Source organism: Stenotrophomonas sp. YJH_SMC_8 (assembly GCF_059371315.1).
The window spans coordinates 98,261-121,203 of sequence record NZ_JCAFUL010000005.1 but is presented as its reverse complement, the minus strand read 5'-3'; the positions used below and the strand labels follow the sequence as shown (position 1 = coordinate 121,203).

Below are 22,943 nucleotides of genomic sequence, written 5' to 3'. Positions count from 1 at the left end.
ATTATCTAGTGTCCGTGTCTCACAGGTTGATTCCATGCACGGTTCTCCCGACCAGCTTGCCCCGCGTGCGCGCCATCTGCTGCGCACGCTGATCGCGCGTTACATCCAGGACGGTGAGCCGGTCGGCTCGCAGACGCTGGCGCGCGTGGCCGGCCTGGAGGTCAGCCCGGCCACCATCCGCAACATCCTCGGCGACCTTGAGGACCTGGGCCTGCTGGCCTCGCCGCATACCTCGGCCGGGCGCGTTCCGACCGCGCATGGCTACCGGGTGTTCGTCGACAGCCTGCTGCAGATGCAGCCGCCGGGCGAGGGCGAGCTGGCCCGGTTGCGCCAGGAGCTGGCTGGCGGCGGCAGCACCCAGGCCCTGCTCGGCAGCGCCTCGGAGCTGCTGTCGGCGATGAGCCACTTCGTCGGCGTGGTCAGCGCGCCGCGGCGCGAGCAGTTCGCCTTCCGCCAGATCGATTTCGTGGCGCTGGACGGGCGACGGGTGCTGGCGATCCTGGTGTTCGCCGACAACGAGGTGCAGAACCGGGTCATCGAAACCCGGCAGGAGTTCGCACCGGGCCAGCTGGAGCAGGTGGCCAACTACCTCAATGCCCATTTCGCCGGCCTGCCGATGGCCGAGATCCGCACCCGCCTGCTGCTGGAACTGCGTGACGCCCGCTCGGAGCTGGAACAGCTGCTGGCGCACAGCATCGAGCTGGCCGAGCAGGCCCTGCAGCCGGCTGCCGACGACATGCTGGTGGCGGGCCAGACCCGCTTGATGGGGGTGCAGGACCTGTCCGACCTGGAGCGCCTGCGCGAGCTGTTCGAGCTGTTCTCCAGCAAGCGCGAGATACTGCAGCTGCTGGAGCGGACCATCCAGGCGCCCGGCGTGCGCATCTTCATCGGCGAGGAGACCGGGATGATGCCGCTGCAGGGCGTCTCGCTGGTCACCGCGCCGTACACCGCCAACGGCCAGGTACTGGGCGTGCTGGGCGTGATCGGCCCCAAGCGGATGGCCTACGACCGTGTGATCCCGCTGGTCCAGGCCACCGCCGATGTGCTCGGCGCGGCCTTTTCGCCGGCCGGCCGCACGCCGGGAACATCCGACGCTTGAAACGCAGCATCCCGCCCACACTAGGGTGGGTGGAGGCGGAGATTGACCGCCAGGGACCCAGACATGAACCACGAACATCCAGATATCGAATCCCAGCAGAGTGCCGCTGATGCGGCTGCCGCCGCCGGCGTCAACGACGAAGTGGAGCGCCTGCGCGCCGAAGTCGAGCAGATCAAGGCCGATGCGCTGCGTGAGCGCGCCGACCTGGAGAACCAGCGCAAGCGCGTGGCCCGTGACATCGAGCAGGCCCGCAAGTTCGCCAACGAGAAGCTGCTGGGCGAGCTGCTGCCGGTGTTCGACAGCCTGGATGCCGGCCTGAAGGCCGCCGGCGACGACCCGCACCCGCTGCGCGAGGGCCTGGAGCTGACCTACAAGCAGCTGCTGAAGGTCGCCGCCGACAACGGCCTGGTGCTGCTGGACCCGATCGGCCAGCCGTTCAACCCGGAACACCACCAGGCCATCAGCCAGGTGCCGACCCCGGGCGCTGTCCCGGGCAGCGTGGTGACCGTGTTCCAGAAGGGCTACCTGCTCAACGAGCGCCTGCTGCGGCCGGCGCTGGTGGTGGTGGCCGCCGACTGATTGCCACGTGGGGCAAGGCCGCCGGGCATGGCCCGGCGCTACCTGGCCCCGATCGGCATCGTCGGGCTATGCCCGGCGAAGGTTTTCCAGGCGCTGAACACAGCGTTCGGGAGATGGCTTGAATGTTCCACGAGCCTCCCCCACATCGTATTCATCCACCGGCCGAACGGCCGGACTGACCCCAACAAGCATCCTCAGGAGTCTCCCCCATGGGCAAGATCATTGGTATCGACCTCGGCACCACCAACTCGTGCGTGGCGATCATGGACGGCGGCAAGGCCCGCGTCATCGAGAATTCGGAAGGCGATCGCACCACCCCGTCGATCGTCGCCTACACCAAGGACGGCGAAGTCCTGGTCGGCGCCTCGGCCAAGCGCCAGGCCGTGACCAACCCGAAGAACACCTTCTACGCGGTGAAGCGCCTGATCGGCCGCAAGTTCACCGACGCCGAAGTGCAGAAGGACATCGCGCACGTCCCGTACAGCATCCTCGCCCATGACAATGGCGATGCCTGGGTGGCCACCAGCGACGGCAAGAAGATGGCCCCGCAGGAAATCTCGGCCAAGGTGCTGGAAAAGATGAAGAAGACCGCCGAGGACTTCCTCGGTGAGAAGGTCACCGAAGCGGTCATCACCGTGCCGGCCTACTTCAACGACAGCCAGCGCCAGGCGACCAAGGACGCCGGCCGCATCGCCGGCCTGGACGTCAAGCGCATCATCAACGAGCCGACCGCGGCCGCGCTGGCCTATGGCCTGGACAAGGGCGACAACAAGGATCGCAAGATCGTGGTGTACGACCTGGGCGGCGGTACCTTCGACGTCTCGGTGATCGAGATCGCCAACGTCGACGGCGAGAAGCAGTTCGAAGTGCTGGCCACCAACGGCGACACCTTCCTGGGCGGCGAAGACTTCGACAACCGCGTCATCGAGTACCTGGTTGAAGAGTTCAACAAGGACCAGGGCATCGACCTGCGCAAGGATCCGCTGGCCCTGCAGCGCCTGAAGGACGCCGCCGAGCGCGCCAAGATCGAGCTGTCCAGCGCCCAGCAGACCGAAGTGAACCTGCCGTACGTCACCGCCGACGCCTCGGGCCCGAAGCACCTGAACATCAAGCTGACCCGCGCCAAGCTGGAAGCGCTGGTGGAAGACCTGATCAAGAAGTCGATCGAGCCGTGCCGCGTCGCCCTGAACGATGCCGGCCTGCGTTCGAGCGACATCAGCGAAGTGATCCTGGTCGGTGGCCAGACCCGCATGCCGAAGGTGCAGCAGGCGGTGACCGAGTTCTTCGGCAAGGAACCGCGCAAGGACGTCAACCCGGACGAAGCCGTGGCACTGGGTGCGGCGATCCAGGGCGGCGTGCTGGGTGGCGACGTCAAGGACGTGCTGCTGCTGGACGTGACCCCGCTGTCGCTGGGCATCGAGACCATGGGTGGCGTGTTCACCAAGATCATCGAGAAGAACACCACCATTCCGACCAAGGCCTCGCAGGTGTTCTCCACCGCCGAGGACAACCAGTCGGCCGTGACCGTGCACGTGCTGCAGGGTGAGCGCGAACAGGCCCGCTTCAACAAGTCGCTGGCCAAGTTCGACCTGTCCGGCATCGAGCCGGCCCCGCGTGGCCTGCCGCAGGTGGAAGTGTCCTTCGACATCGACGCCAACGGCATCCTGCACGTGTCGGCCAAGGACAAGAAGACCAACAAGGAACAGAAGGTCGAGATCAAGGCCGGTTCGGGCCTGTCCGAGGAAGAGATCGCGCGCATGGTCGCCGACGCGGAAGCCAACCGCGAGGAAGACAAGAAGTTCCAGGAGCTGGTGCAGGCCCGCAACCAGGCCGACGCCCTGATCCATGGCACCCGCAGCGCCATCACCGAGCACGGCAGCAAGGTCGGCGGCGATGTCATCGGCAAGGTCGAGGCGGCGCTGGCCGACCTGGAAACCGCGATGAAGGGTGACGACAAGGCACAGATCGAAGCCAAGTCGAAGGCGCTGGAAGAAGCTGGCCAGTCGCTGTTCGCCGCTGCTTCGGCCGACCAGGGTGGTGCTGCCCCGGGTGCCGACGCCGGCAACGCAGGCAAGGCGCAGGATGACGTGGTCGACGCCGAGTTCACCGAAGTCAAGGACGACAAGAAGTCCTGATCCGGACCGACACGGGACGCTGGCCACCAGCGTCCCGTTGTCGCATCAGGGTCCTGACCGCCCACCGGCGTGTCGGGGCGCCCGACGCAAGAGCGGACCTGGTTCCGCTCTTCCGCTTTGACGAATCCCGACTTTCCGGAACCAGATTCACGATATGAGCAAGCGCGATTACTACGAAGTGCTGGGCGTTGCCCGCACCGCCACCGACGACGAGCTGAAGAAGGCGTACCGTCGCTGTGCGATGAAGTTCCACCCGGACCGAAACCCGGGTGATGCGGCGGCCGAAGCCTCCTTCAAGGAGTGCAAGGAAGCCTACGAAGTGCTGTCCGATGGCAACAAGCGCCGCATGTATGACAGCCACGGCCACGCCGCGTTCGAGCACGGCATGGGCGGCGGTGGTCCGGGCGGTCCGGACATGAACGATATCTTCGGCGATATCTTCGGCAACATCTTTGGTGGCGGCGGCGGTGGTCCGCGCCAGGCCCGTCGCGGTGCCGATATCGGCTACGTGATGGAGCTGGACCTGGAAGAAGCCGTGCGCGGCGTCGAGCGCCGCATCGAGATTCCGACCCTGGCCGAGTGTGGCGACTGCGATGGCAGTGGCTCGGAAGACGGCAAGGTCGAGACCTGCAACGTCTGCCATGGCCGTGGCCAGGTGCGCATCCAGCGCGGCATCTTCGCCATGCAGCAGGCCTGCCACAACTGCGGCGGCCGTGGCCAGATCATCGCCAAGCCCTGCAAGACCTGCCACGGCAACGGCCGTGTCGAGGAAGACAAGGTGCTGTCGGTGAAGGTGCCGGCCGGCGTCGATACCGGCGACCGCATCCGCCTGCAGGGCGAGGGTGAGGCTGGCCCGGCCGGTACGCCGCCGGGTGACCTGTACGTGGAAGTGCGCGTGCGCGAGCATGCGATCTTCCAGCGCGATGGCGACGACCTGCACTGCGATGTGCCGATCCGCATCTCGCAGGCGGCGCTGGGTGATACCGTGCGTGTGGCCACCCTGGGCGGCGAAGCGGAGATCCGCATTCCGGCCGAGACCCAGACCGGCAAGCTGTTCCGCCTGCGCGGCAAGGGCGTGCGTTCGGTGCGCAGCCGCAGCGAAGGCGACCTGTACTGCCGCGTGGTGGTGGAGACCCCGGTCAACCTCACCACCGAACAGCGCAAGCTGCTGGAGCAGTTCGAGGCCACCTTCGTCGGCGAGGAAGCGCGCAAGCATTCGCCGAAGTCGGCCACCTTCATGGATGGCGTGAAGGGCTTCTGGGACCGGATGACGTCCTGAGTTTTCAACGCAAGCGTTGAACGGTAGCGCCGGGCCATGCCCGGCGTTTTCGTATGCGGGCGCCGGCTGCATTCCGCCGGGCATGGCCCGGCGCTACCGGGAAATGCTCACCGGAAAAACGCCGCCGGCGTCTGCCCCAGCTGCCGTTTGAACATGCTGGTGAACGCACTCGGGCTGTCATACCCCATCGCCAGCGCAACATCGATGACCTTGTCGCCGACCGCCAGCCGCTCCAATGCGGCCAGCAGCCGGGCCTGCTGCCGCCACTGCCCGAAGGTCATGCCCAGTTCGCCGGCGAAATGCCGCTGGATCGTTTTCACGTCCACCTCCAGCGCCTGCGCCCAGTCCTGCAACGTGGCGTCGTCACCCGGATGCTTCTGCAGGTGCTGGCAGATCCGCCGCAGGCGCGGGTCGGTCGGGGCGGGCAGGTGCAGCGGCAGCACATCCATGCGATGCAGTTCGTCCAGCAGCAGGCGCACCACGCGGCCATCGCGGCTGTCTTCGATGTGCTCGCCCTTGATCAGGGTGGCTGCCTGCAGCAGTTCGCGCAGCAGCGGTGCCACCTGTACCGCGAACGGTTCGGCTGGCAACTGCGGGGCGAACGATGGATCGATGTACAGGCTGCGCATGTGCACGGCGGCAATGCAGTCCACCGCGTGCACCATGCCCGCCGGCATCCATATCGCACGGGTGGAGGGCACGACCCAGCGACCCACTTCCGAGCGCACCACCATCAGCCCGGAGATGGCGTAGACCAGCTGGTGGCGCTGGTGCTTGTGCCCGGCGATATGGGTGCCGGCCGGGTACTGGGTAACCCGGTAGGTGACCGGGCGATGCAGCGGCACATCGCGCCACGGCGCGGCCGGGTCGACATCGCTGGCAATGTCCTTTTTGCGATAGGGCATGACCCGAACGCGGCAGAAGGGAAGAGATCGCAACCGTAGCATGCGTGGCTCGCCCCCAACCTGACTGCGTCCATGTCCGCCCTGGCTTCCCCCGCAACACCCGCACGCCCGGTGGCTCCCGGCGTGCTGGCCGCCATTTCCACCTCGCATGTCGTCAACGACATGATGCAGTCGCTGATCCTGGCCATCTATCCGGTGATCAAGGGCGGCTTCAACCTCAGCTTCACCCAGATCGGCCTGATCACGCTGACCTACCAGCTGACCGCCTCGATCTTCCAGCCGCTGATCGGCGCAGCCACCGACCGTCGTCCGGCGCCGTACTCGCTGCCGATCGGCATGGCCTCGACCCTGTGCGGCATGCTGCTGCTCGGCTTCGCGCCCAACTATGCCGTGGTGCTGATGGCCGCGGCGATGGTCGGCATCGGTTCGGCGATCTTCCATCCGGAAGCCTCGCGCATCGCACGGCTGGCCTCGGGTGGCCGGCACGGTTTCGCGCAGTCGGTGTTCCAGGTCGGCGGCAACTTCGGTACCGCGCTCGGCCCGTTGATCGCCGCCGCGGTGATCGTGCCGTATGGCCAGCACGCAGCATCGTGGTTTGCCGGCGCCGCGCTGATCGGCATTGCGCTGCTGACCTATGTCGGCCGCTGGTACGCGCTGCACCTGGGCACCCCGCGCCCGGCCAGCACCGCCTCGATGGCTCCACGCCATCCGCCGCGCACCGTGGCCAAGGTGCTTGCAATCCTGCTGGTGCTGATCTTCAGCAAGTACTTCTACATGGCCAGCATCGGCAGCTACTTCACCTTCTACCTGATCCACCACTTCGGCATTCCGGTGGCACAGGCGCAGTTGCACCTGTTCGCGTTCCTGGTGGCGTCGGCTGCCGGCGGCTTCCTGGGTGGTCCGCTGGGTGATCGCATCGGCCGCAAGCCGATCATCTGGACCTCGATCCTGGGCGTGGCGCCGTTCGCACTGATGCTGCCGCATGCCGACCTGTTCTGGACCACGGTGCTGGCGGTGCTGATCGGTTTCGTGCTGTCCTCGGCGTTCTCGGCGATCGTGGTGTACGCACAGGAAATGATGCCGCACCGCATCGGCATGGTCTCCGGCCTGTTCTTCGGATTCGCCTTCGGCATGGGCGGCCTGGGTGCTGCCGTGCTCGGCCTGCTGGCGGACAAGACCAGCATCGAGTACGTCTACCACCTGACCGCGTTCCTGCCGTTGCTGGGCATCGTGGCGGCGTGGCTGCCGCCGTCGCGGCCTGCAGTTCACTGAGGGAGGCTGGGTTTGCAGGGCTTGCAGCCCTGCACCTGCTGCAAGCCAGAGCCGAAGCAACAGCAGAAGCTGGCTATCCGTGGGTTGGCGGGGTGGGTCCGGTTGAGGGGGACGCTGCAAGTACGTCCATGTAAGCTCGGTCGCCGCTTGCTCGTGTGCGCTTTCCTGCGCACACGGCAAGACCAGGGTTGGGCGTCCTGCCCAACCCGCCCGAGGCATGCCTCGGGCCCATGCGGCTCACGCCCCCTCAACCGGACCCACCCCGCCTTCGACAGTTTTTCGCGATCTGTTCGGACAGCTCGCGGGGTCAGATCCGTTTTCCGAAGGAAAACGGATCTGACCCCATTTTTGTGTATCGATATCTGACAGATTTCATCCACGCATGGCGTGGATCTACCAACCGTCATTGGAAGTCTGTCAGGGGTGGGGCGGCGTGGGATGGCAGGACCGTTGGCGCCATGGATGGCGCCATCGAGCCCCCATGGATGGGTTTACGGCGTGTCCTGCCATCCCACACCGCCCCGCCAAGCACACAGACAACCCAGAGCCGGCTGTTGCCTTTGACGTTGATCTGGCCTGCAAGCAGGTGCAGGGCTGCAAGCCCTGCCGAACCCCTCACCGGGCGTAGAATGCGGTCATGAGCGAATCCCTTGATAACCACCTGGTCCACGGCCGCCGCCAGCGGCCAGACGGTCCGTCGCCGATCGATGTCATCTCGGTCCAGTCGCAACTCGTCTACGGCCACGCCGGCAACAGCGCCGCCGTGCCGCCCATGCGCGCATTGGGCGTGCGCGTCGCGGAAATCCCGACCGTGCTGCTCAGCAATGCGCCGTTCTACGACACCACCCGCGGCCGCGTACTGCCCGCTGACTGGTTCGCCGACCTGCTGCTGGGCACCCGCGAACGTGGCCTGCCGCAGCGGGCGAAGATGCTCGTCTCGGGGTACTTCGGCAGCACCGCCAATGGTGCTGCCTTCGCCGACTGGCTGGACGAGATCCTGCCGGCCTGCCCGCAGCTGCGCTATTGCCTCGACCCCGTCATCGGCGACACCCACACCGGCCCCTATGTGGAGCCAGGCCTGGAAGCGATCTTCGCCGAGCGCCTGTTGCCGCATGCCTGGCTGGTCACGCCGAATGCTTTCGAACTCAATCGCCTCACCGGCATGCCGGCGTTGGCCGAAGCCGATGCCATCGCCGCCGCACGCACGCTGCTGGACCGTGGCCCGCACTGGGTGATCGCGCATAGCGTCGGCGGCAACCCGGGGGAACTGGTCACTCTGGCCGTCGGCCGCGAGGAAACCTGGCGCTGGACCTCACCGCTGCTGCCGGTGGACGTGGCCGGCACCGGCGACGTGCTGATGTCGCTGGTGGTGTCGTTCCTGCTGCGTGGTGAATCGATGCAGCAGGCGATCTCGCGTGCGATCGCCGGTACCCATGCAGCGTTGGAAGCGACCCTGGACAACGGTTTCGAAGAGTTCGACGTGATCGTCGCAGCACCCGCTGCCCTGGCCGATGGCGCACGCTTCCGCGCCGAACGCGTGGCATGAGCGACCTGCTCGAACGTACGCCGCGCACGGTCGGCATCGTCGGAAGTGCAGGCGCCTACGGGCGCTGGCTGACCCGCTTCTTCCAGCAGCACATGCAGCTGCAGGTGATCGGCCATGATCCGGCGGATACGCAATCGCATACGCCGGAGCAGTTGCTGGCACAGGCCGACGTGCTGGTCTTCTCGGCGCCCATCCGGCATACGCCCGCATTGATCGCCGAGTACGTGCGGCAGTCCGCAGGCCGCGAGCGCGATCGCCTGTGGCTGGACGTGACCTCGGTGAAGGAGGCGCCGGTGCAGGCGATGCTGGCCTCGCAGGCCGAAGTGGTCGGGCTGCACCCGATGACCGCGCCGCCCAAGGCACCCACCCTGAAGGGCCGGGTGATGGTGGTCTGCGAAGCACGGCTGCAGCACTGGCAACCCTGGGTCGATGCGTTGTGCGCGACGCTGCAGGCCGAGTGCGTGCGCGCAACCCCGCAGCACCACGACCAGATGATGGCGCTGGTGCAGGCGATGGTGCACGCCACCCATCTGGCCCAGGCCGGCGTGCTGCGCCAGTACCAGCCGCAGCTGGGCGACCTGGCCGCGATGATGCCGTACCGTTCGGCGTCGTTCGAACTGGATACGGCGATCATCTCGCGCATCCTGTCGTTGAACCCGGCGATCTACGAGGACATCCAGTTCGGAAACCCGTATGTGGCGCCGATGCTGGAGCGCTTGGTCGCCCAGCTGCAGGCCCTGCAGGCCCAGGTCGGGCAGGGCGACGACACTGCACGCAGTGCATTCCGCGAGCAGCTGCTGTCGGCCAATCGCAGCGCGTTCGGCGAGCAGGCGCTGGCCGAGGGCAACTACACCTTCGAACGCGTGGGCTATCTGCTGGCAGACCTGACCGAGCGCAACGCGCTGTCGGTGCACCTGCCCGAAGACCGGCCGGGTTCGCTGCGCGAACTGCTGAACGTGTTCGAGCAGCACCGCATCAGCCTGGCCTCGATCCACTCCTCGCGTACGCCCGGCGGCGAAGTCCATTTCCGCATCGGTTTCGTTGCGGGCAGTGATCCTGCAGCGATCACCCTGGCGGCGGCCGAAGTGGACGCCAGCGGCATCGGACGCGTGCTCGGCTGAGCGCATTCATCCACAGGCGGTGTGGATGATTCCTGAGCAAACATGTGGATAACCGCGTGCAGCCCTTGGCAGCCAAGGCTGTCAAGATGGTTGATCAAAAATTGACCACGCCGCTTCTGTAGAGCCGAGCCATGCTCGGCTGCTTTCGGCCAAGGCGCGTGTCGACCAAGGTCGACACCCACCAGAGCGGATCCGGTAGTGCCGGGCGATGCCCGGCGTACCTCAGATCGTCAGCCTCAGCTCACCACCGCTGGTGGTGAATTCGCGGCCATTGCGCACCAGCAAGCGACCATCGTCGAGCTCGTAGCGGGGCGTGGCTTCGGAGTGGTGCCCGCTGCCGTTCGCCTCGGGCTTGAACTCGATGATGATGTGGCTTTCACCATGGCTGTCGACGGCGGGGAACTGACGGAACGACATCGTGCACCTCCTTCAGCGGATGCTGTTGATGCGGTGCCAGCTTCACTCCGCCGATGTTAGCCGGCCGTCATCAATCGATGAACTGCAGTCGTGCCAGTTCAGCGTACAGGCCGCCTTCGGCAAGCAGCTGTGCGTGCGTGCCTTCCGCCACGATGCGGCCCTGGTCCATCACCACGATGCGGTCGGCCTTGAGCACGGTGGCCAGGCGGTGCGCGATCACCAGCGTGGTACGGCCAGCCATCAAGCGCTCCAGCGCCTGCTGCACGCCATGCTCGCTCTGTGCGTCCAGCGCGCTGGTGGCTTCGTCAAGCAACAGGATCGGTGCGTCCTTCAGCAGTGCGCGGGCAATTGCCACGCGCTGCTGCTGGCCGCCGGACAGGCGCGCACCGCGCTCGCCCAGCTCACTGTCATAGCCCTGCGGCAACGCGCGCAGGAAGCCATCCGCCTCGGCGGCGCGTGCGGCAGCCTCGACCTCGCTGTCGCTGGCCTGCAGGCGGCCATAGCGGATGTTGTCACGCGCACTGGCAGCAAACAGCGTCGGCTGCTGCGGCACCAGCGCCAACTGTCCACGCAGCTCGGCCGGGTCGACCTGGCGCACGTCGATGCCATCCACGCAGATGCGGCCCTCCGCCGGATCGTGGAAACGCAGCAGCATCGACAGCACCGTGCTCTTGCCCGCGCCCGACGGGCCGACCAGGGCCACGGTCTCGCCCGGGCGCACGTGCAGGTTGAAGTGGTCCAGCGCGGCCTGGTCCGGTCGCTGCGGGTAATGGAACACCACGTCGTCGAACTGGATCTCGCCACGCAGCGGCTGCGGCAGCACGTGCGGCTGCGCCGGCGCGCGGATCTCGATGTCTTCCTGCAGCAGTTCGCCGATGCGGCCCATGCCGCCGGCCGCGCGCTGCAGTTCGTTCCAGACTTCGGCCAACGCACCGACCGAGCCGCCGCCGATCAGTGCGTACAGCACGAACTGGCCCAGGGTACCTGCGCTGAGGCGGCCGTCGATGACATCGTGCGCACCCAGCCACAGCACGCCGACGATGGCGCCGAACACCAGCAGGATGGCGCTGGCGGTGACCAGCGACTGCGCACCGATGCGGCGGCGGGCGGCCTTGATGGCATCGCCCAGCGCGTGGTCGAAGCGGCCGCGCTCGTAGGGTTCGCGTGCGTGCGCCTGCACCGTCCGTACCGCACCGAGGGTCTCGCTGGCCAGACTGTTGGCATCGGCGATGCGGTCCTGGCTGCTGCGCGCGACGGTGCGCAGCTTGCGCGCGCCGATGATGATCGGCAGTACCGCAAGCGGAATGCCCAGCAGCGACCACGCCGCCAGCCGTGGGCTGGTGACGAACAGCATCGCCAGGCTGCCGACCACCGTGACGCTGCTGCGCAATGCCACCGACATGGTCGAGCCGACCACGCTGCGCAGCAGTTCACTGTCGGCGGTCAGGCGCGAGACCAGCTCACCGCTGCGGCTGCGGTCATGGAACCCGGCACCGAGCTGGATCAGGTGTGCATACAGGCGGCTGCGCAGGTCAGCAACGACCTTTTCGCCCAGCAGCGACACGAAGTAGAAGCGCGCGGCAGTGGCCAGGGCCAGCACCACGGCCACCAGCATCAGCAGGGCGAAGGCGCGGTTGATCTGGCCTCCGCTGCTGAAGCCATGGTCGATCATCTGCTTGACCGCCGGCGGCAGGCTCAGCGTGGCTGCTGAAGACACCGCCAAGGCCAGCAGCCAGGCGGTGAACAGGCCACTGTGGCGGCGCACGAACGGCCATAGCGTGCGCAGGCTGCCGAGGCGGCGCAGCGGCGGGGGCGAGGCGGGGGCGCCGTCCTTGTCAGTCATCCTGGTGGTCGTCTTCTATGCGGATACGGTCACGAGTGGCGTCGCGCAGGCGGATTTTCAATGCGTCGACCTGATCGGCCGGCAATTCGATCCGCAGGCACACCCCGCTCGCGTCGAACTGTTCATCGCGCTTCTCCGCGCCGAATGCCGGCAGGGCCGCATGCAGGGTGCCCAGGTCTTCGAAGCCGGCCTGCAGCTGCAACCGGGCCATGGCAACCAGCGCCAGCCGCGGCGCAGTGCGCAGGCATTCGGCGGCGGCGCCGCCGTAAGCCCGGACCAGGCCGCCGGCACCGAGCTTGATGCCACCGAACCAGCGCGTCACCACCACCATCACCCGATCGAAGCCCTGGCCGTCGATCGCGGCCAGGATCGGCCGCCCGGCGGTGCTTGCCGGCTCACCATCATCGCTGGAGCGGTAGTCCTGGCCATGCCGGTAGGCCCAGCAGTTGTGCGTGGCGTCGGCCACGGCAACCTGTTGCAGGAACGCCAGCGCTGCGGGGGCGCCGTCGATCGGCGCGGCATGGGCGATGAAGCGGCTGTGTTTGATTTCCAGCGTGTGGCTGACGGGCTGGGCGAGGGTATCGAGCATTCCCGTCATTCTACGGTGTTGCCGGGTACCCCCGTCCGTTTCAGTCGTCCAGCAGCGGGCGCAGGTCGCGCGGCAGGCGCGCTTCCGGATACTGCTGGATGTAGCGTTCCAGGCTGGCACGGGCGAGGTCGCGCTGGTCCTGGTCACGGCGCTCGCGGATCTTCTGCAGCCATTGCCGGCGTGGCAGGCGCGCGTCGGCGTCTACTTCGGCCTGCACCGTGTCCGCACTCAGTCCGGCTTCGCTGCTGCGACGCATGACGCCGGGTGCCGAGCGGTTGGTGGCAACGCGCTTGCTCGAAGTGACCTGGACCCGATCGAGTGCCGGAGCCGGTTCGGCGTCGGCTGTGCTGGCTGCGACTGGCGCAGCGCTGCGCGCCTGCATGGCGCCGACCGGAGCCGGTGCGGATGCTGGAGCGGGTGCGGCGTAGGCAACCGGTGGCGCCGCCGCCGGCGGAGGTGGTGGCAACGCCACGAAGGCGGTATCGGCGACAGGCTCTGCGACGTGTGCGCGTGCCACCTCTGCCTTCGCCGAGGCGGGGGCCGGCGCTTCAGCAGGCGCTGCCGGGGCTGGCACCGGGGCGCGGGCGAGGGCGGGTGCCGGAGCGGCAATGGGCGTCGCCTCGGAAGCGGCGGGGGGCATCGCCTGGGGTGCGGCGAATGGCGCCGCCTCTGGCGCGGGCGGAGCCGGAGCCATCGCAGTCTCGGCCGCATTGCCTTCGGCGGCCTGGTCGGCCACGGCGTCGTCAGCGGCAGGCGCGGCGGCGACCTGCGCTTCGCCGGCCGGAATCGGCGGCGGTTCCGGTCGCAGCTGCCAGGCGATGCCGATGGCGAACACCATCGAGGCGGCTATGCCGAACACTGCCGGCCAGCGTGGGCGTGCTTGCCGTGCGCGCGGTGCGTCCGCAGGGGCAACGGTGCCAGCGGCCGGAGCATCCACGGCGGCACGCGCCGCGGCCAGGATGGCAGCATCCAGCGCGGGCGGCGGTGCCTGCTCGGTGCGACGGCCGAGCAGCCGGGCCAGCTCGCGTTCTTCCGGCGTCAGGGGTTCGTCTCGGTTCATGCGTTCAGTCCCGCACGCAGCTTGTCCATCGCATAGCGCAGCCGCGATTTCACTGTCTCCCGGCCCACGCCGGTGATCTGGCCGATCTCCTCCAGGCTCAGTTCCTGATCCAGCCGCAGTTGCAGCACTTCGCGCTGCTCGGGCGGCAGTTGCTCCATCGCCAGCTGGATGCGGCGACGTTGTTCGAATTCAGAGAGTTCCGCTTCCGGGGTCTGCCCATCCTCGATCGCCGCCAGGCGCAGATCGGCGTCGGCTGGTGCAGCCGGGCGATGACGGGCCGCGCGCCAGTGGTCGTTCAGGCGGTTGTGGGCGATGCGGAACAGCCAGGTGCTGAACGCCGCCTCGGGTTGCCAGCCCGCGCGCGCGCTGATCACCCGCTGCCACACGTCCTGGAAGATCTCTTCGGCCAGCGCGGTATCGCGCAGTTGCCGCAGCAGGAAGCCGAACAGGCGCTTGCGGTGGCGTGCATACAGGCTTTCGAACGCGCGCAGGTCGCCACCGGCCCAGGCCAGCATCAAGGCTTCATCGGTTGGCAGTGCGCTGGCTTCCACGGCGTACAGGGTAAGGCCTGCAGGCGGTGGCGCATAGCCGGTGGCAGGGGCGGGCAGGGCGAGGTTCATGGCATGGAAGCGGCTACGGACAGCACGAAAAACGTACGAGCGCACGATTCGGGGTTTACGGGCTTCCATTGCCCCCCGGGTGGCGCGCTATGCTCGGCGGCTCAGGGGAGGCGACGCACAGACGGCGCCAAGAGATTGTCATTTGTCCACGCATGCTGAATCGGCGGAAGAGCCACCACACGAGGCCGTGTTGAGCACGGCGCTGGTGCGCGCGTTGCATGCGCTGTTGCCGGAGACGGCGGTGGTCCGCGTCGGTTGGGACGATCCGCAGCTGGGGTATGGCCAGGGGGGCTGGCCCTTGCTTGCGATTGGCAGCGCTGCGTCCGTGGAACCCGGCACCGGCGATGGCCAGCACGGCTGGGAGTATGACGGTGCGCGGCTGCTGCTGTCGGTTGCGGGCGCGGCGCCTTCACCCGCGTGGTGGGGGCTGGCCCGGCAGGCGATGGAGCTGGCCCTGCAGCGCGGCCGCCAGGCCGGCCAGATCAAGGCACTGGAAGAAGCCGAGCGGCTCCAGCAGGCCCTGTTCCAGATCGCCGACCTGGCCGGTGCCGACCTGGAGATGGGCGAGATGCTGCGCCACGTGCACGGTGTGCTGGGCACACTGATGTACGCGGAGAACTGCTACATCGTCGAGTACGACGATGTGCGTGAACAGATCCGTTTCCTGTACTTCGCCGACCAGGTGGATGACTTCGTTGCTGATCCGTCGCAGAGCCATGACGCCAGCGAGATGCCGCGCAGCCTGACCGTGGCGCTGCTGCGGCATGGCAAGCCGCTCAGTGGCCCGTCGCGCGAACTGCTGGCGCGGGTGGTTGAACAGGAGCATGACCCGCAGCGTGGTCCGGAAAGCCTTGACTGGCTGGGCGTGCCGATGCTGCGCGATGGCCGTGTCTGCGGCGCCATCGTAGTGCAGAGCTACGAGCATGCCGCCCGTTATGGCGAGGCAGAGCGGGCCCTGCTGGGGTTCGTTGCCCAGCACGTCCAGACTGCGATGGACCGGCGCCAGGCGCAGGTCCGGCTGGAACAGCAGGTGGAGCGGCGCACGCTTGAGCTGCAGCGCGCCAACCGCAGCCTGCAGGACGAGGTGGCCGAGCGTCGCCGCGCCGAACAGCTGCAGACCGCGCTGTACAACATTGCCGAGATGGCGATGTCGGCCGACAGCCTGGCCCAGTTCTACGGCCAGGTGCATGGTGTGGTCGGGCGCCTGCTCGACGCCCGGAATTTCTACATCGCGCTGGTCAACCCGGCTGGCAATGGCCTGGACTTCGTTTATTCGGTGGACGAGCACAACGCCAGCCGCGCGCCACGGCCGTTCAGCCGCGGCCTGACCGAATACGTGGTGCGCAACCGGCGCCCGCTGCTGGCTTCACGCGCGCAGATCGATGCGCTGCTGGCCAGCGGTGAAGTGCGCGAGTCCGGCGCACGCTCGCATTGCTGGCTGGGCGTGCCGCTGCTGCGCGACGACGAGGTGGTGGGTGCGATCGTGGTGCAGAGCTACAGCGAGAACAGCACGTTCAGCGTGCATGACCAGCGCCTGCTGATCTTTGTGGCGCAGAACATCGGTACCGGGCTGGCCCGGCAGCGCGACCAGCAACGGCTGCGTTTGGCGCACGCCGAGCTGGAAAAGCGCGTGGAAGAGCGTACCCGCGAGCTGGCCGAAGTGAACGAGAAGCTGCTCGGCCAGATCGGCGAACGCCTGCGCGCCGAGCAGCGCCTGACCCACCAGGCCATGCACGATGCGCTGACCGGCCTGCCCAACCGCCTGCACCTGCTGGATCGCCTGCAGGATGCCCTGGCACTGGCCAGGCGTGAAGGCGGGCCGGTATTTGCCGTTCTGTTCCTCGACCTTGACCGCTTCAAGCTGGTCAATGACAGCATCGGCCATGCCGCCGGTGACCGCATGCTGGTGGAAGTGGCCAAGCGCATCGTGTCGATGGCCGGTACCGAAGATGTGGTGGCACGGCTCGGCGGTGATGAGTTTGCTGTGCTGCTGCAGTGCCCGCAGGGCCTGGCGCAGGCATTGGATTTCGGCCAGCGGCTGCTGCTGGCGTTGCAGGAGTCGATGTGGATCGCCGGGCGCGAACTGTTTCCGTCCGGCAGCTTGGGCATTGCCCTGTGGAATCCGCGCTACCGCACCGGTGAAGAGCTGCTGCGCGATGCGGACGCAGCGATGTACCGGGCCAAGGCGCAGGGCCATGACCGCTGTGCGATCTTCGACGAGGACATGCGCGAAGAAGCCATGCGCAGCCTGGACCTGGAAGCCGATCTGCGCCGTGCGATCAACAACCGCGACTTCCTGCCGTTCTACCAGCCGATCGTGCGCTTGTCCGACGGTGAAGTGGTCGGTCACGAGGCGCTGCTTCGCTGGCAGCATGAGCGCCGTGGCCTGCTGCTGCCCGGTGCGTTCCTGGAACTGGGCGAAGAGAGCGGCCTGATCGAACAGGTGGACTGGCTGATCTACGAGCAGGTCATCGCGGGGCTGGCACGGGGGGGCGAAGGCTACGTCTCGGTGAACGTGTCGCCTCGGCATTTCCGCTCGGCGGAGTTCAGTGATCGCCTGTTCGGCCTGCTCGACAGCTGCGGTGCCGATCCGCGCCGGCTGCGCCTGGAAATCACCGAGGTGGCGTTGCTGGACGATGGCCCGCACACGCTGCGCATCCTGCAGGGCCTGCGCGAGCGCGGCATCCAGGTGCAGCTGGATGATTTCGGCACCGGCTTCTCCGCGTTGTCCTACCTGCATCGCTTCCCGATCAGCACGCTGAAGATCGACCAGAGCTTCATCGCCGGCCTGCATGGTCCGGAAGTGCAGAGTACGCGCGCGCTGGTTGAAGGCGTGCTGTCGCTGGCGCGCACGCTGGGCATCGAAACCATCGGCGAAGGCATCGAGACCGACGCGCAGCGGCAGACCCTGCGCGAACTGGGCTGCGATTACGGCCAGGGCTACCTGCTGGGGCGGCCCGCCCCGTGGGCGCACGCGGCGGCCTGAGCCGCTGCGTGCAGCTGCATCATCGCAGGGCGGCGCGGCGCTTCTCGTCGATCCACTTCGAGGCCTGTGCCGGCTGGTAGTTCTTCATCCACTCCAGCATCTCTTCGATGTCCGAGCCGTACCACAGGTCCTGGCGCTGGTCCGGGTGCAGGAAGCGCTCTTCCACCATGCGGTCGATCATGCCGATCAGCGGGGCGTAGAAACCTTCCACGTCGAGGAACGCGCATGGCTTGTTGCCGATGCCCAGCTGGCGCCAGGTCAGCATCTCGAAAATCTCTTCCATGGTGCCGAAGCCGCCCGGCAGGGTGACGAAGCCGTCGGCGAGGTCGAACATGCGCGACTTGCGCTCATGCATCGAACCGACGATTTCCAGTTCGGTCAGGCCACGATGGGCCACTTCCCAATCGGCCAGCTGGCGCGGGATCACGCCGGTCACCTCGCCGCCGGCGGCGAGCACGGCATTGGCCACGGTTCCCATCAGGCCGACGTTGCCGCCGCCATACACCAGGCGCAGGCCGTCGCGGGCGATGCGGTCGCCCAGTGCAATGGCGCGTTCGGTGTAGGCCGGCTTGCTGCCAGCGTTGGAACCACAGTACACACAGATCGATTTCATGGATCTTCCTGTCTCTTGGCCGGAAACGAAAACGCCCCGTCGCCGACCGGAAGGCGGTCAGGGACGGGGTGTGCGTAGAGTATGAGGCCTTGAGAAGCCTTCTGTAGAGCCGAGCCGCGCTCGGCTGCTCTTCGTTCAGATCGCCACATGCCCTTGTAGAGCCGAGCCATGCTCGGCTGCTCTTCGTTCAGATCGCGGCAAGGTCCCAGCCGAGCATGGCTCGGCTCTACAAGAAGCAGGGGCTTACGCCGCCGCGGCCTGCTCGCGGCGCGGGCCTTCACGCAGGGCGCGGCCGACCATGCCCACCAGCAGGTCCAGCTCCTCGCTGTCCATGCCGAAGTGCGGGGTGAAGCGCAGTGAGTTCTCGCCACCGTGGATCACGTTGATGCCGTGCTGGCGCAGCCATTCCTCGGTGGAGTTGGCGCCGTAGCACTTGAACTGCGGAGCCAGCTCGCAGGAGAACAGCAGGCCGGTGCCCTGCACCTTGGTGATCAGGCCACCCAGCTCGCCCTTGAGCTGCTCCAGCTTGCGCACGGCCTCGGCACCGCGCTCGGCGATGTTTGCACGCACCTGCGGGGTCAGCTGGGCCAGGGTGGCGCAGGCCACGTCCAGCGCACGCGGGTTGCTGGTCATGGTGTTGCCGTAGATGCCCTTGCGGTACAGCTGCGCGGCATGCTCGGTCACCGCCAGCACCGACAGTGGGTACTGCGCCGCGTTGAGCGCCTTGGAGTAGGTTTCCATGTCCGGCGGGTCCAGGCCTTCGAAGCCCGGGTAGTCGACGACCGAGAGCACGCCATGCGCGCGCAGGCCGGCCTGGATCGAGTCCAGCAGCAGCAGGCTGCCATGGGCACGGGTCAGTTCGCGGGCCACGGCATAGAACGCCGGCGGCACCGAACGGCCCGGGTCGCCTTCGCCCATCACCGGCTCCAGGAACACCGCTTCGATGAACCACTGGTTGCGTGCGGCATCCTCGAACACCTTGCGCAGGCCGGCCTCGTCATAAGGCGCCACGGTGATCACCGAATCCTCGCCACGGTAGCTGGCCAGGTGCTGCATGTAGCTCTTGCGGCTGGAATCGGAATACAGGGCCGGGCGGTCGGTGCGGCCATGGAAGCTGCCCTTGACCACCACGCGCTTGATCGCGGCACCGGCGTGCCGTGCGCCGGGGTCGGTCTGCAGCTTGGCATTGACGTCGGCGATGCGCGCGGCCAGGCCGACCGCTTCGGAGCCGGAGTTCAGGCACATGAAGCGGGCGAATGGGCAGCCGCCACGGCGGTGGCCGATCTCGGCGCGCAGGGCGGTGATGAAGCGCTGCTGCGACAGGCTGGGGGTCATGATGTTGGCCATCACCTGCGGGCGGGCCATCGCCTCCAGCACGGCGTCCGGGGTGTGCCCGAAGCCGAGCATGCCGTAGCCGCCGGCGTCGTACAGCACCGCACCCTTCAGGGTGACCACCCAGGGGCCGCGCGCGGCCAGCGCCACGTACGGCGTCACCGCGTCATCGGCGTAGAAATTGACGAAGCCGTCCTGCATCGCGTCGATCTGCGCCTGTTCGTCCTGCGCCAGCAGCGGCCCCAGGTCGGCCTGCACGCGCGCGAATTCCTCGGCGGCGGCGTCCACCGCGGCGATCAGCTGCGGGTGGTGGGCGGACAGGGCGGTCAGGGTGGCGTCGTCCAGGCCGGTGGTGAGGCGGGTGCCGGGCTGGCTGCGCAGGGGGGCGAGGCGTTCGATGAAGCTCATTGCAGATCTCCTGAAACAATGGGTCGCACGGGTCTTCAAAAGCAAAACGCGCGTCATCACGCGCGCTTGGGGCAGGCTCGTGCAGCGGACTTCCGGCTCGATGCTAGCACTTGTTTTTTTGCGCGATAACCCCGCATAAACCTGCTGCATAGCAGCATTTTGCGCGACGTTCGCCGCGAAGCGCGCCGGCTCGCAGACGCTGGACGTACAATGCGCGCCATTGTCGACCTGTTGCCGCCTACCGCCTTGAAGAAGTCCGATTTCCATTACGACCTGCCGGCTGAACTGATCGCGCAGGCTCCCTTGGCCGAACGTTCCGCCAGCCGCCTGATGCTGGTGCCACCCGCACCGGCCGCCTTCACCGACCTGCAGGTGCGTGACCTGCCGTCGCTGCTGCAGCCGGGCGACCTGCTGGTGTTCAACGACACCCGGGTGATCCCGGCGCGCCTGTTCGGGCAGAAGGCCAGCGGTGGCCGCGTGGAGATCCTGATCGAGCGCCTGCTCGGCGGCCAGCAGGCCCGTGCGCAGGTCGGCGCGAGCAAGTCGCCGAAGGCAGGCAGTCGCATCGCCCTGGACGCCGGTGGCGAAGCCGAGGTGCTGGGCCGTGATGGCGAGTTCTACGTGCTGCAGTTCCATGTACCCGAGTCGCTGGAGCAGTGGCTGCTGCATGCCGGCCGCCTGCCACTGCCGCCATACATCCAGCGCGAACCGGGCGTGGACGACCGCGAGCGCTACCAGACCGTGTTCGCGCGCGAAGTGGGTGCGGTGGCGGCACCGACCGCCGGCCTGCACTTCGACGAACCGCTGCTGGCCGCGCTGAAGGACAAGGGCGTGGAGTTCGGCCACGTCACCCTGCACGTGGGCGCGGGCACCTTCCAGCCGGTGCGCGCCGATGACCTGAAGGACCACGTGATGCACCGTGAGTGGCTGAACGTCGGCGCCGAACTGGTGCAGCAGGTGCGGCGCACGCGCGCCGCCGGCGGCCGGGTGGTCGGCGTCGGCACTACCGTGGTGCGTGCGCTGGAAAGCGCGATGCGCGATGGCGAGCTGCTGCCGTTTGCCGGCGAGACCCAGATCTTCATCACCCCGGGCTACCGCATCCGCAGCGTCGACGCGATGCTGACCAACTTCCACCTGCCGGAAAGCACGCTGCTGATGATGATCTCCGCGTTTGCCGGCAAGGAGCGCGTGTTCGAGGCCTACCAGCACGCGATCGAGCAGCGCTACCGCTTCTTCAGCTACGGCGACGCGATGCTGCTGTTCCCGCAGGCGGGGTAGGGGGCTGACCTCTGCTTGCCTCTGGTGGGTGCGCACCTTGGTGCGCACGTGCCGGTGCTTGCAGGCCAGGAAAGCCACGCATGGCGTGGCTCTACTACCCAGGCAGATCCACGCCATGCGTGGATGAAACCGGTAGCCCCGGCCCTCCCGGGCAAACCGCTCCGCCGGGCATGGCCCGGCGCTACCGGAGCAGGAAGGGCGGTTTTGGGAGACAATGGGCGACTATTTGCCTGAACGACCGCTCCATGTCCCGACTGCAGTTCCAGCTCCAGACCCGCGACGGCCGTGCCCGCCGTGGCCGCCTGACCTTCCCGCGTGGCACGGTGGAAACGCCGGCTTTCATGCCGGTGGGTACCTATGGCTCGGTCAAGGGCATCCTGCCGGACCAGGTGCGCGCGCTGGGCGCCGAGATCATCCTCGGCAACACCTTCCACCTGTATCTGCGCCCGGGCCTGGACATCATCGCCGACCATGGCGGCCTGCACGGCTTCTGCCGCTGGGATGGCCCGATCCTGACCGACTCCGGCGGCTTCCAGGTGTTCTCGCTGGCCCACCGCCGCAAGATCACTGAGCAGGGCGTGACCTTCGCCTCACCCACCGACGGTGCCCGCGTGTTCCTGGGCCCGGAAGAGAGCATGAAGATCCAGAAGGTGCTCGATTCGGACGTGGTGATGATCTTCGACGAGTGCACCCCGTACCCGGCCACCGAAGACGTTGCCCGCCGTTCCATGGAGCTGAGCCTGCGCTGGGCCCAGCGCAGCCGCAACGCGCATGACGAACTCGGCAACGACGCGGCTCTGTTTGGCATCGTCCAGGGCGGCGTTCACACCGACCTGCGCAGCCGCTCGGCCGAGGCCCTGCAGGCGATCGGCTTCGACGGCTATGCCATCGGCGGCCTGGCCGTGGGTGAGCCGGAGCACGAGCGCAATGCCATGCTCGACCACCTGGACCCCGAGCTGCCCGGCGACCGTCCGCGCTACCTGATGGGCGTGGGCCGGCCGGAAGACCTGGTCGAGGGTGTCGCACGTGGCGTGGACATGTTCGATTGCGTGATGCCGACCCGCAATGCGCGCAACGGCCACTATTTCACATCGTTCGGCACCGTCCGCATCCGAAATTCGCAGTACGCGCGGGACATGGACCCGATCGAGCCGGGCTGCGGCTGCGTGGCCTGCACCGGCGGCTACACCCGCTCCTACCTGCGCCACCTGGACCGCTGCAACGAGATGCTCGCGCCGATGCTGGGCACCCTGCACAACCTGTTCTATTACGAAAAGCTGATGGCCGACATCCGCGCGGCGATCGAGGCGGGAACCTTCCTGGCCTTCCGTGAGTCTTTCTACGCGGCACGCGGGGCGGTCGCGCCGCCCCTGTAACCCCGACGCCCCCTGCCAAACGGCCCAAGGACGAACGCCCGGGGCCGTGGCATACTTCAAGGCTGACCCAGATCCGCGGTCGCGACCGTGGCACCTGATGGGTGCCGGGGCGCCGCCCAACCAAAGGACCAACGATGAACCTGCTTGCCTTCCTGATTCCCGCCGCCCACGCCCAGGCCGCCGGCGGCCAACCGCAGGGCATGGGCCTGACCACGCTGCTGTTCCCGGTCATCCTGATCGCCATCATGTACTTCCTGATGATCCGCCCGCAGATGAAGCGGCAGAAGGAGCACAAGGCCATGCTGGAGAAGATCAAGCGTGGCGACGAAGTGCTGACCAACGGCGGCATCGCCGGCATCGTCACCGACATCGGCGACAACTTCATCACCATCGAAGTGGCTGACAACGTGCGCATCCGCGTGCAGAAGGGCGCCGTCGGCAACGTGCTGCCGGCCGGTACCCTGAAGTCGGCCCAGTAAGCCACT

19 protein-coding genes are annotated in these 22,943 nt (G+C 67.5%); 11 read left to right on the top strand and 8 right to left on the bottom strand.

Features of this window, described 5'->3' with window-relative positions:
• Positions 1 to 34: 34 nt before the first annotated feature.
• From hrcA to dnaJ, 4 genes are all read left to right on the top strand, one after another.
• Positions 35 to 1,099, top strand: a complete 1,065-nt coding sequence (gene hrcA / locus AC5P88_RS07915) for a heat-inducible transcriptional repressor HrcA (RefSeq protein ID WP_005416180.1) — start codon at positions 35 to 37, stop codon at positions 1,097 to 1,099.
• 63 nt (positions 1,100 to 1,162) lie between these two features.
• Positions 1,163 to 1,678: a nucleotide exchange factor GrpE gene (gene grpE, locus AC5P88_RS07910; RefSeq protein WP_495224761.1), complete on the top strand. Its 516-nt coding sequence runs from the start codon at positions 1,163 to 1,165 to the stop codon at positions 1,676 to 1,678.
• A gap of 209 nt (positions 1,679 to 1,887) precedes the next feature.
• Positions 1,888 to 3,813 carry a molecular chaperone DnaK gene (gene dnaK, locus AC5P88_RS07905; protein ID WP_495224760.1) on the top strand — a complete coding sequence of 642 codons (1,926 nt, stop codon included), beginning with the start codon at positions 1,888 to 1,890 and terminating at the stop codon, positions 3,811 to 3,813.
• Positions 3,814 to 3,967: 154 nt separating this feature from the next.
• On the top strand, positions 3,968 to 5,092 hold the full coding sequence (dnaJ, locus tag AC5P88_RS07900) for a molecular chaperone DnaJ (RefSeq protein WP_495224759.1): 1,125 nt from the start codon (positions 3,968 to 3,970) through the stop codon (positions 5,090 to 5,092).
• 107 nt (positions 5,093 to 5,199) lie between these two features.
• Here the strand turns inward: dnaJ and AC5P88_RS07895 are convergent, their stop codons facing one another.
• On the bottom strand, positions 5,200 to 5,997 hold the full coding sequence (locus AC5P88_RS07895; RefSeq protein ID WP_495224758.1) for an AraC family transcriptional regulator: 798 nt from the start codon (positions 5,995 to 5,997) through the stop codon (positions 5,200 to 5,202).
• A 72-nt stretch (positions 5,998 to 6,069) separates the two neighbouring features.
• Between AC5P88_RS07895 and AC5P88_RS07890 the strand changes: the two genes are divergently transcribed.
• From AC5P88_RS07890 to AC5P88_RS07880, 3 genes are all read left to right on the top strand, one after another.
• Complete coding sequence (locus tag AC5P88_RS07890) at positions 6,070 to 7,269, top strand: MFS transporter (RefSeq protein WP_495224757.1); 1,200 nt, start codon at positions 6,070 to 6,072, stop codon at positions 7,267 to 7,269.
• A 637-nt stretch (positions 7,270 to 7,906) separates the two neighbouring features.
• Entirely contained in the window at positions 7,907 to 8,815 is a 909-nt protein-coding gene (gene pdxY / locus AC5P88_RS07885) for a pyridoxal kinase (RefSeq protein ID WP_106551081.1), read from the top strand.
• Positions 8,812 to 9,936 carry a prephenate dehydrogenase gene (locus AC5P88_RS07880; protein WP_495224756.1) on the top strand — a complete coding sequence of 375 codons (1,125 nt, stop codon included), beginning with the start codon at positions 8,812 to 8,814 and terminating at the stop codon, positions 9,934 to 9,936. The genes pdxY and AC5P88_RS07880 overlap by 4 nt, the downstream gene beginning before the upstream one ends.
• A gap of 222 nt (positions 9,937 to 10,158) precedes the next feature.
• Here the strand turns inward: AC5P88_RS07880 and AC5P88_RS07875 are convergent, their stop codons facing one another.
• The 5 genes from AC5P88_RS07875 to AC5P88_RS07855 form a co-directional block, all read right to left on the bottom strand.
• Complete coding sequence (locus tag AC5P88_RS07875) at positions 10,159 to 10,353, bottom strand: hypothetical protein (RefSeq protein ID WP_049428506.1); 195 nt, start codon at positions 10,351 to 10,353, stop codon at positions 10,159 to 10,161.
• A 70-nt stretch (positions 10,354 to 10,423) separates the two neighbouring features.
• Positions 10,424 to 12,196: an ABC transporter transmembrane domain-containing protein gene (locus AC5P88_RS07870; protein ID WP_106551079.1), complete on the bottom strand. Its 1,773-nt coding sequence runs from the start codon at positions 12,194 to 12,196 to the stop codon at positions 10,424 to 10,426.
• The gene (locus tag AC5P88_RS07865) at positions 12,189 to 12,785 is read right to left on the bottom strand and encodes an IMPACT family protein (protein WP_495224755.1); all 597 of its coding nucleotides are present in this window, start codon (positions 12,783 to 12,785) and stop codon (positions 12,189 to 12,191) included. Before AC5P88_RS07865 ends, AC5P88_RS07870 begins: the two co-directional genes overlap by 8 nt.
• 40 nt (positions 12,786 to 12,825) lie before the next feature.
• Positions 12,826 to 13,845: a hypothetical protein gene (locus tag AC5P88_RS07860; RefSeq protein ID WP_495224754.1), complete on the bottom strand. Its 1,020-nt coding sequence runs from the start codon at positions 13,843 to 13,845 to the stop codon at positions 12,826 to 12,828.
• Positions 13,842 to 14,360, bottom strand: coding sequence for an RNA polymerase sigma factor (locus AC5P88_RS07855; protein WP_238378638.1), 519 nt, complete (start codon positions 14,358 to 14,360; stop codon positions 13,842 to 13,844). The genes AC5P88_RS07860 and AC5P88_RS07855 overlap by 4 nt, the downstream gene beginning before the upstream one ends.
• A gap of 292 nt (positions 14,361 to 14,652) precedes the next feature.
• Between AC5P88_RS07855 and AC5P88_RS07850 the strand changes: the two genes are divergently transcribed.
• Complete coding sequence (locus AC5P88_RS07850; RefSeq protein WP_258393956.1) at positions 14,653 to 17,451, top strand: bifunctional diguanylate cyclase/phosphodiesterase; 2,799 nt, start codon at positions 14,653 to 14,655, stop codon at positions 17,449 to 17,451.
• 19 nt (positions 17,452 to 17,470) lie between these two features.
• On the opposite strand, the gene AC5P88_RS07845 is transcribed toward AC5P88_RS07850, so the two are convergent.
• Positions 17,471 to 18,064: an LOG family protein gene (locus tag AC5P88_RS07845; RefSeq protein WP_049428514.1), complete on the bottom strand. Its 594-nt coding sequence runs from the start codon at positions 18,062 to 18,064 to the stop codon at positions 17,471 to 17,473.
• 243 nt (positions 18,065 to 18,307) lie between these two features.
• Positions 18,308 to 19,804 carry an aminotransferase class III-fold pyridoxal phosphate-dependent enzyme gene (locus AC5P88_RS07840; protein ID WP_495224753.1) on the bottom strand — a complete coding sequence of 499 codons (1,497 nt, stop codon included), beginning with the start codon at positions 19,802 to 19,804 and terminating at the stop codon, positions 18,308 to 18,310.
• A gap of 210 nt (positions 19,805 to 20,014) precedes the next feature.
• Here AC5P88_RS07840 and queA point away from each other — a divergent pair, with 210 nt between their 5' ends.
• The 3 genes from queA (at position 20,015) to yajC (ending at position 22,937) form a co-directional block, all read left to right on the top strand.
• Positions 20,015 to 21,082, top strand: coding sequence for a tRNA preQ1(34) S-adenosylmethionine ribosyltransferase-isomerase QueA (gene queA, locus AC5P88_RS07835; protein ID WP_106551075.1), 1,068 nt, complete (start codon positions 20,015 to 20,017; stop codon positions 21,080 to 21,082).
• Positions 21,083 to 21,327: 245 nt separating this feature from the next.
• Entirely contained in the window at positions 21,328 to 22,458 is a 1,131-nt protein-coding gene (gene tgt / locus AC5P88_RS07830; RefSeq protein ID WP_029379947.1) for a tRNA guanosine(34) transglycosylase Tgt, read from the top strand.
• 134 nt (positions 22,459 to 22,592) lie between these two features.
• Complete coding sequence (yajC, locus tag AC5P88_RS07825; protein ID WP_005409257.1) at positions 22,593 to 22,937, top strand: preprotein translocase subunit YajC; 345 nt, start codon at positions 22,593 to 22,595, stop codon at positions 22,935 to 22,937.
• The last annotated feature ends 6 nt before the right edge of the window (positions 22,938 to 22,943 follow it).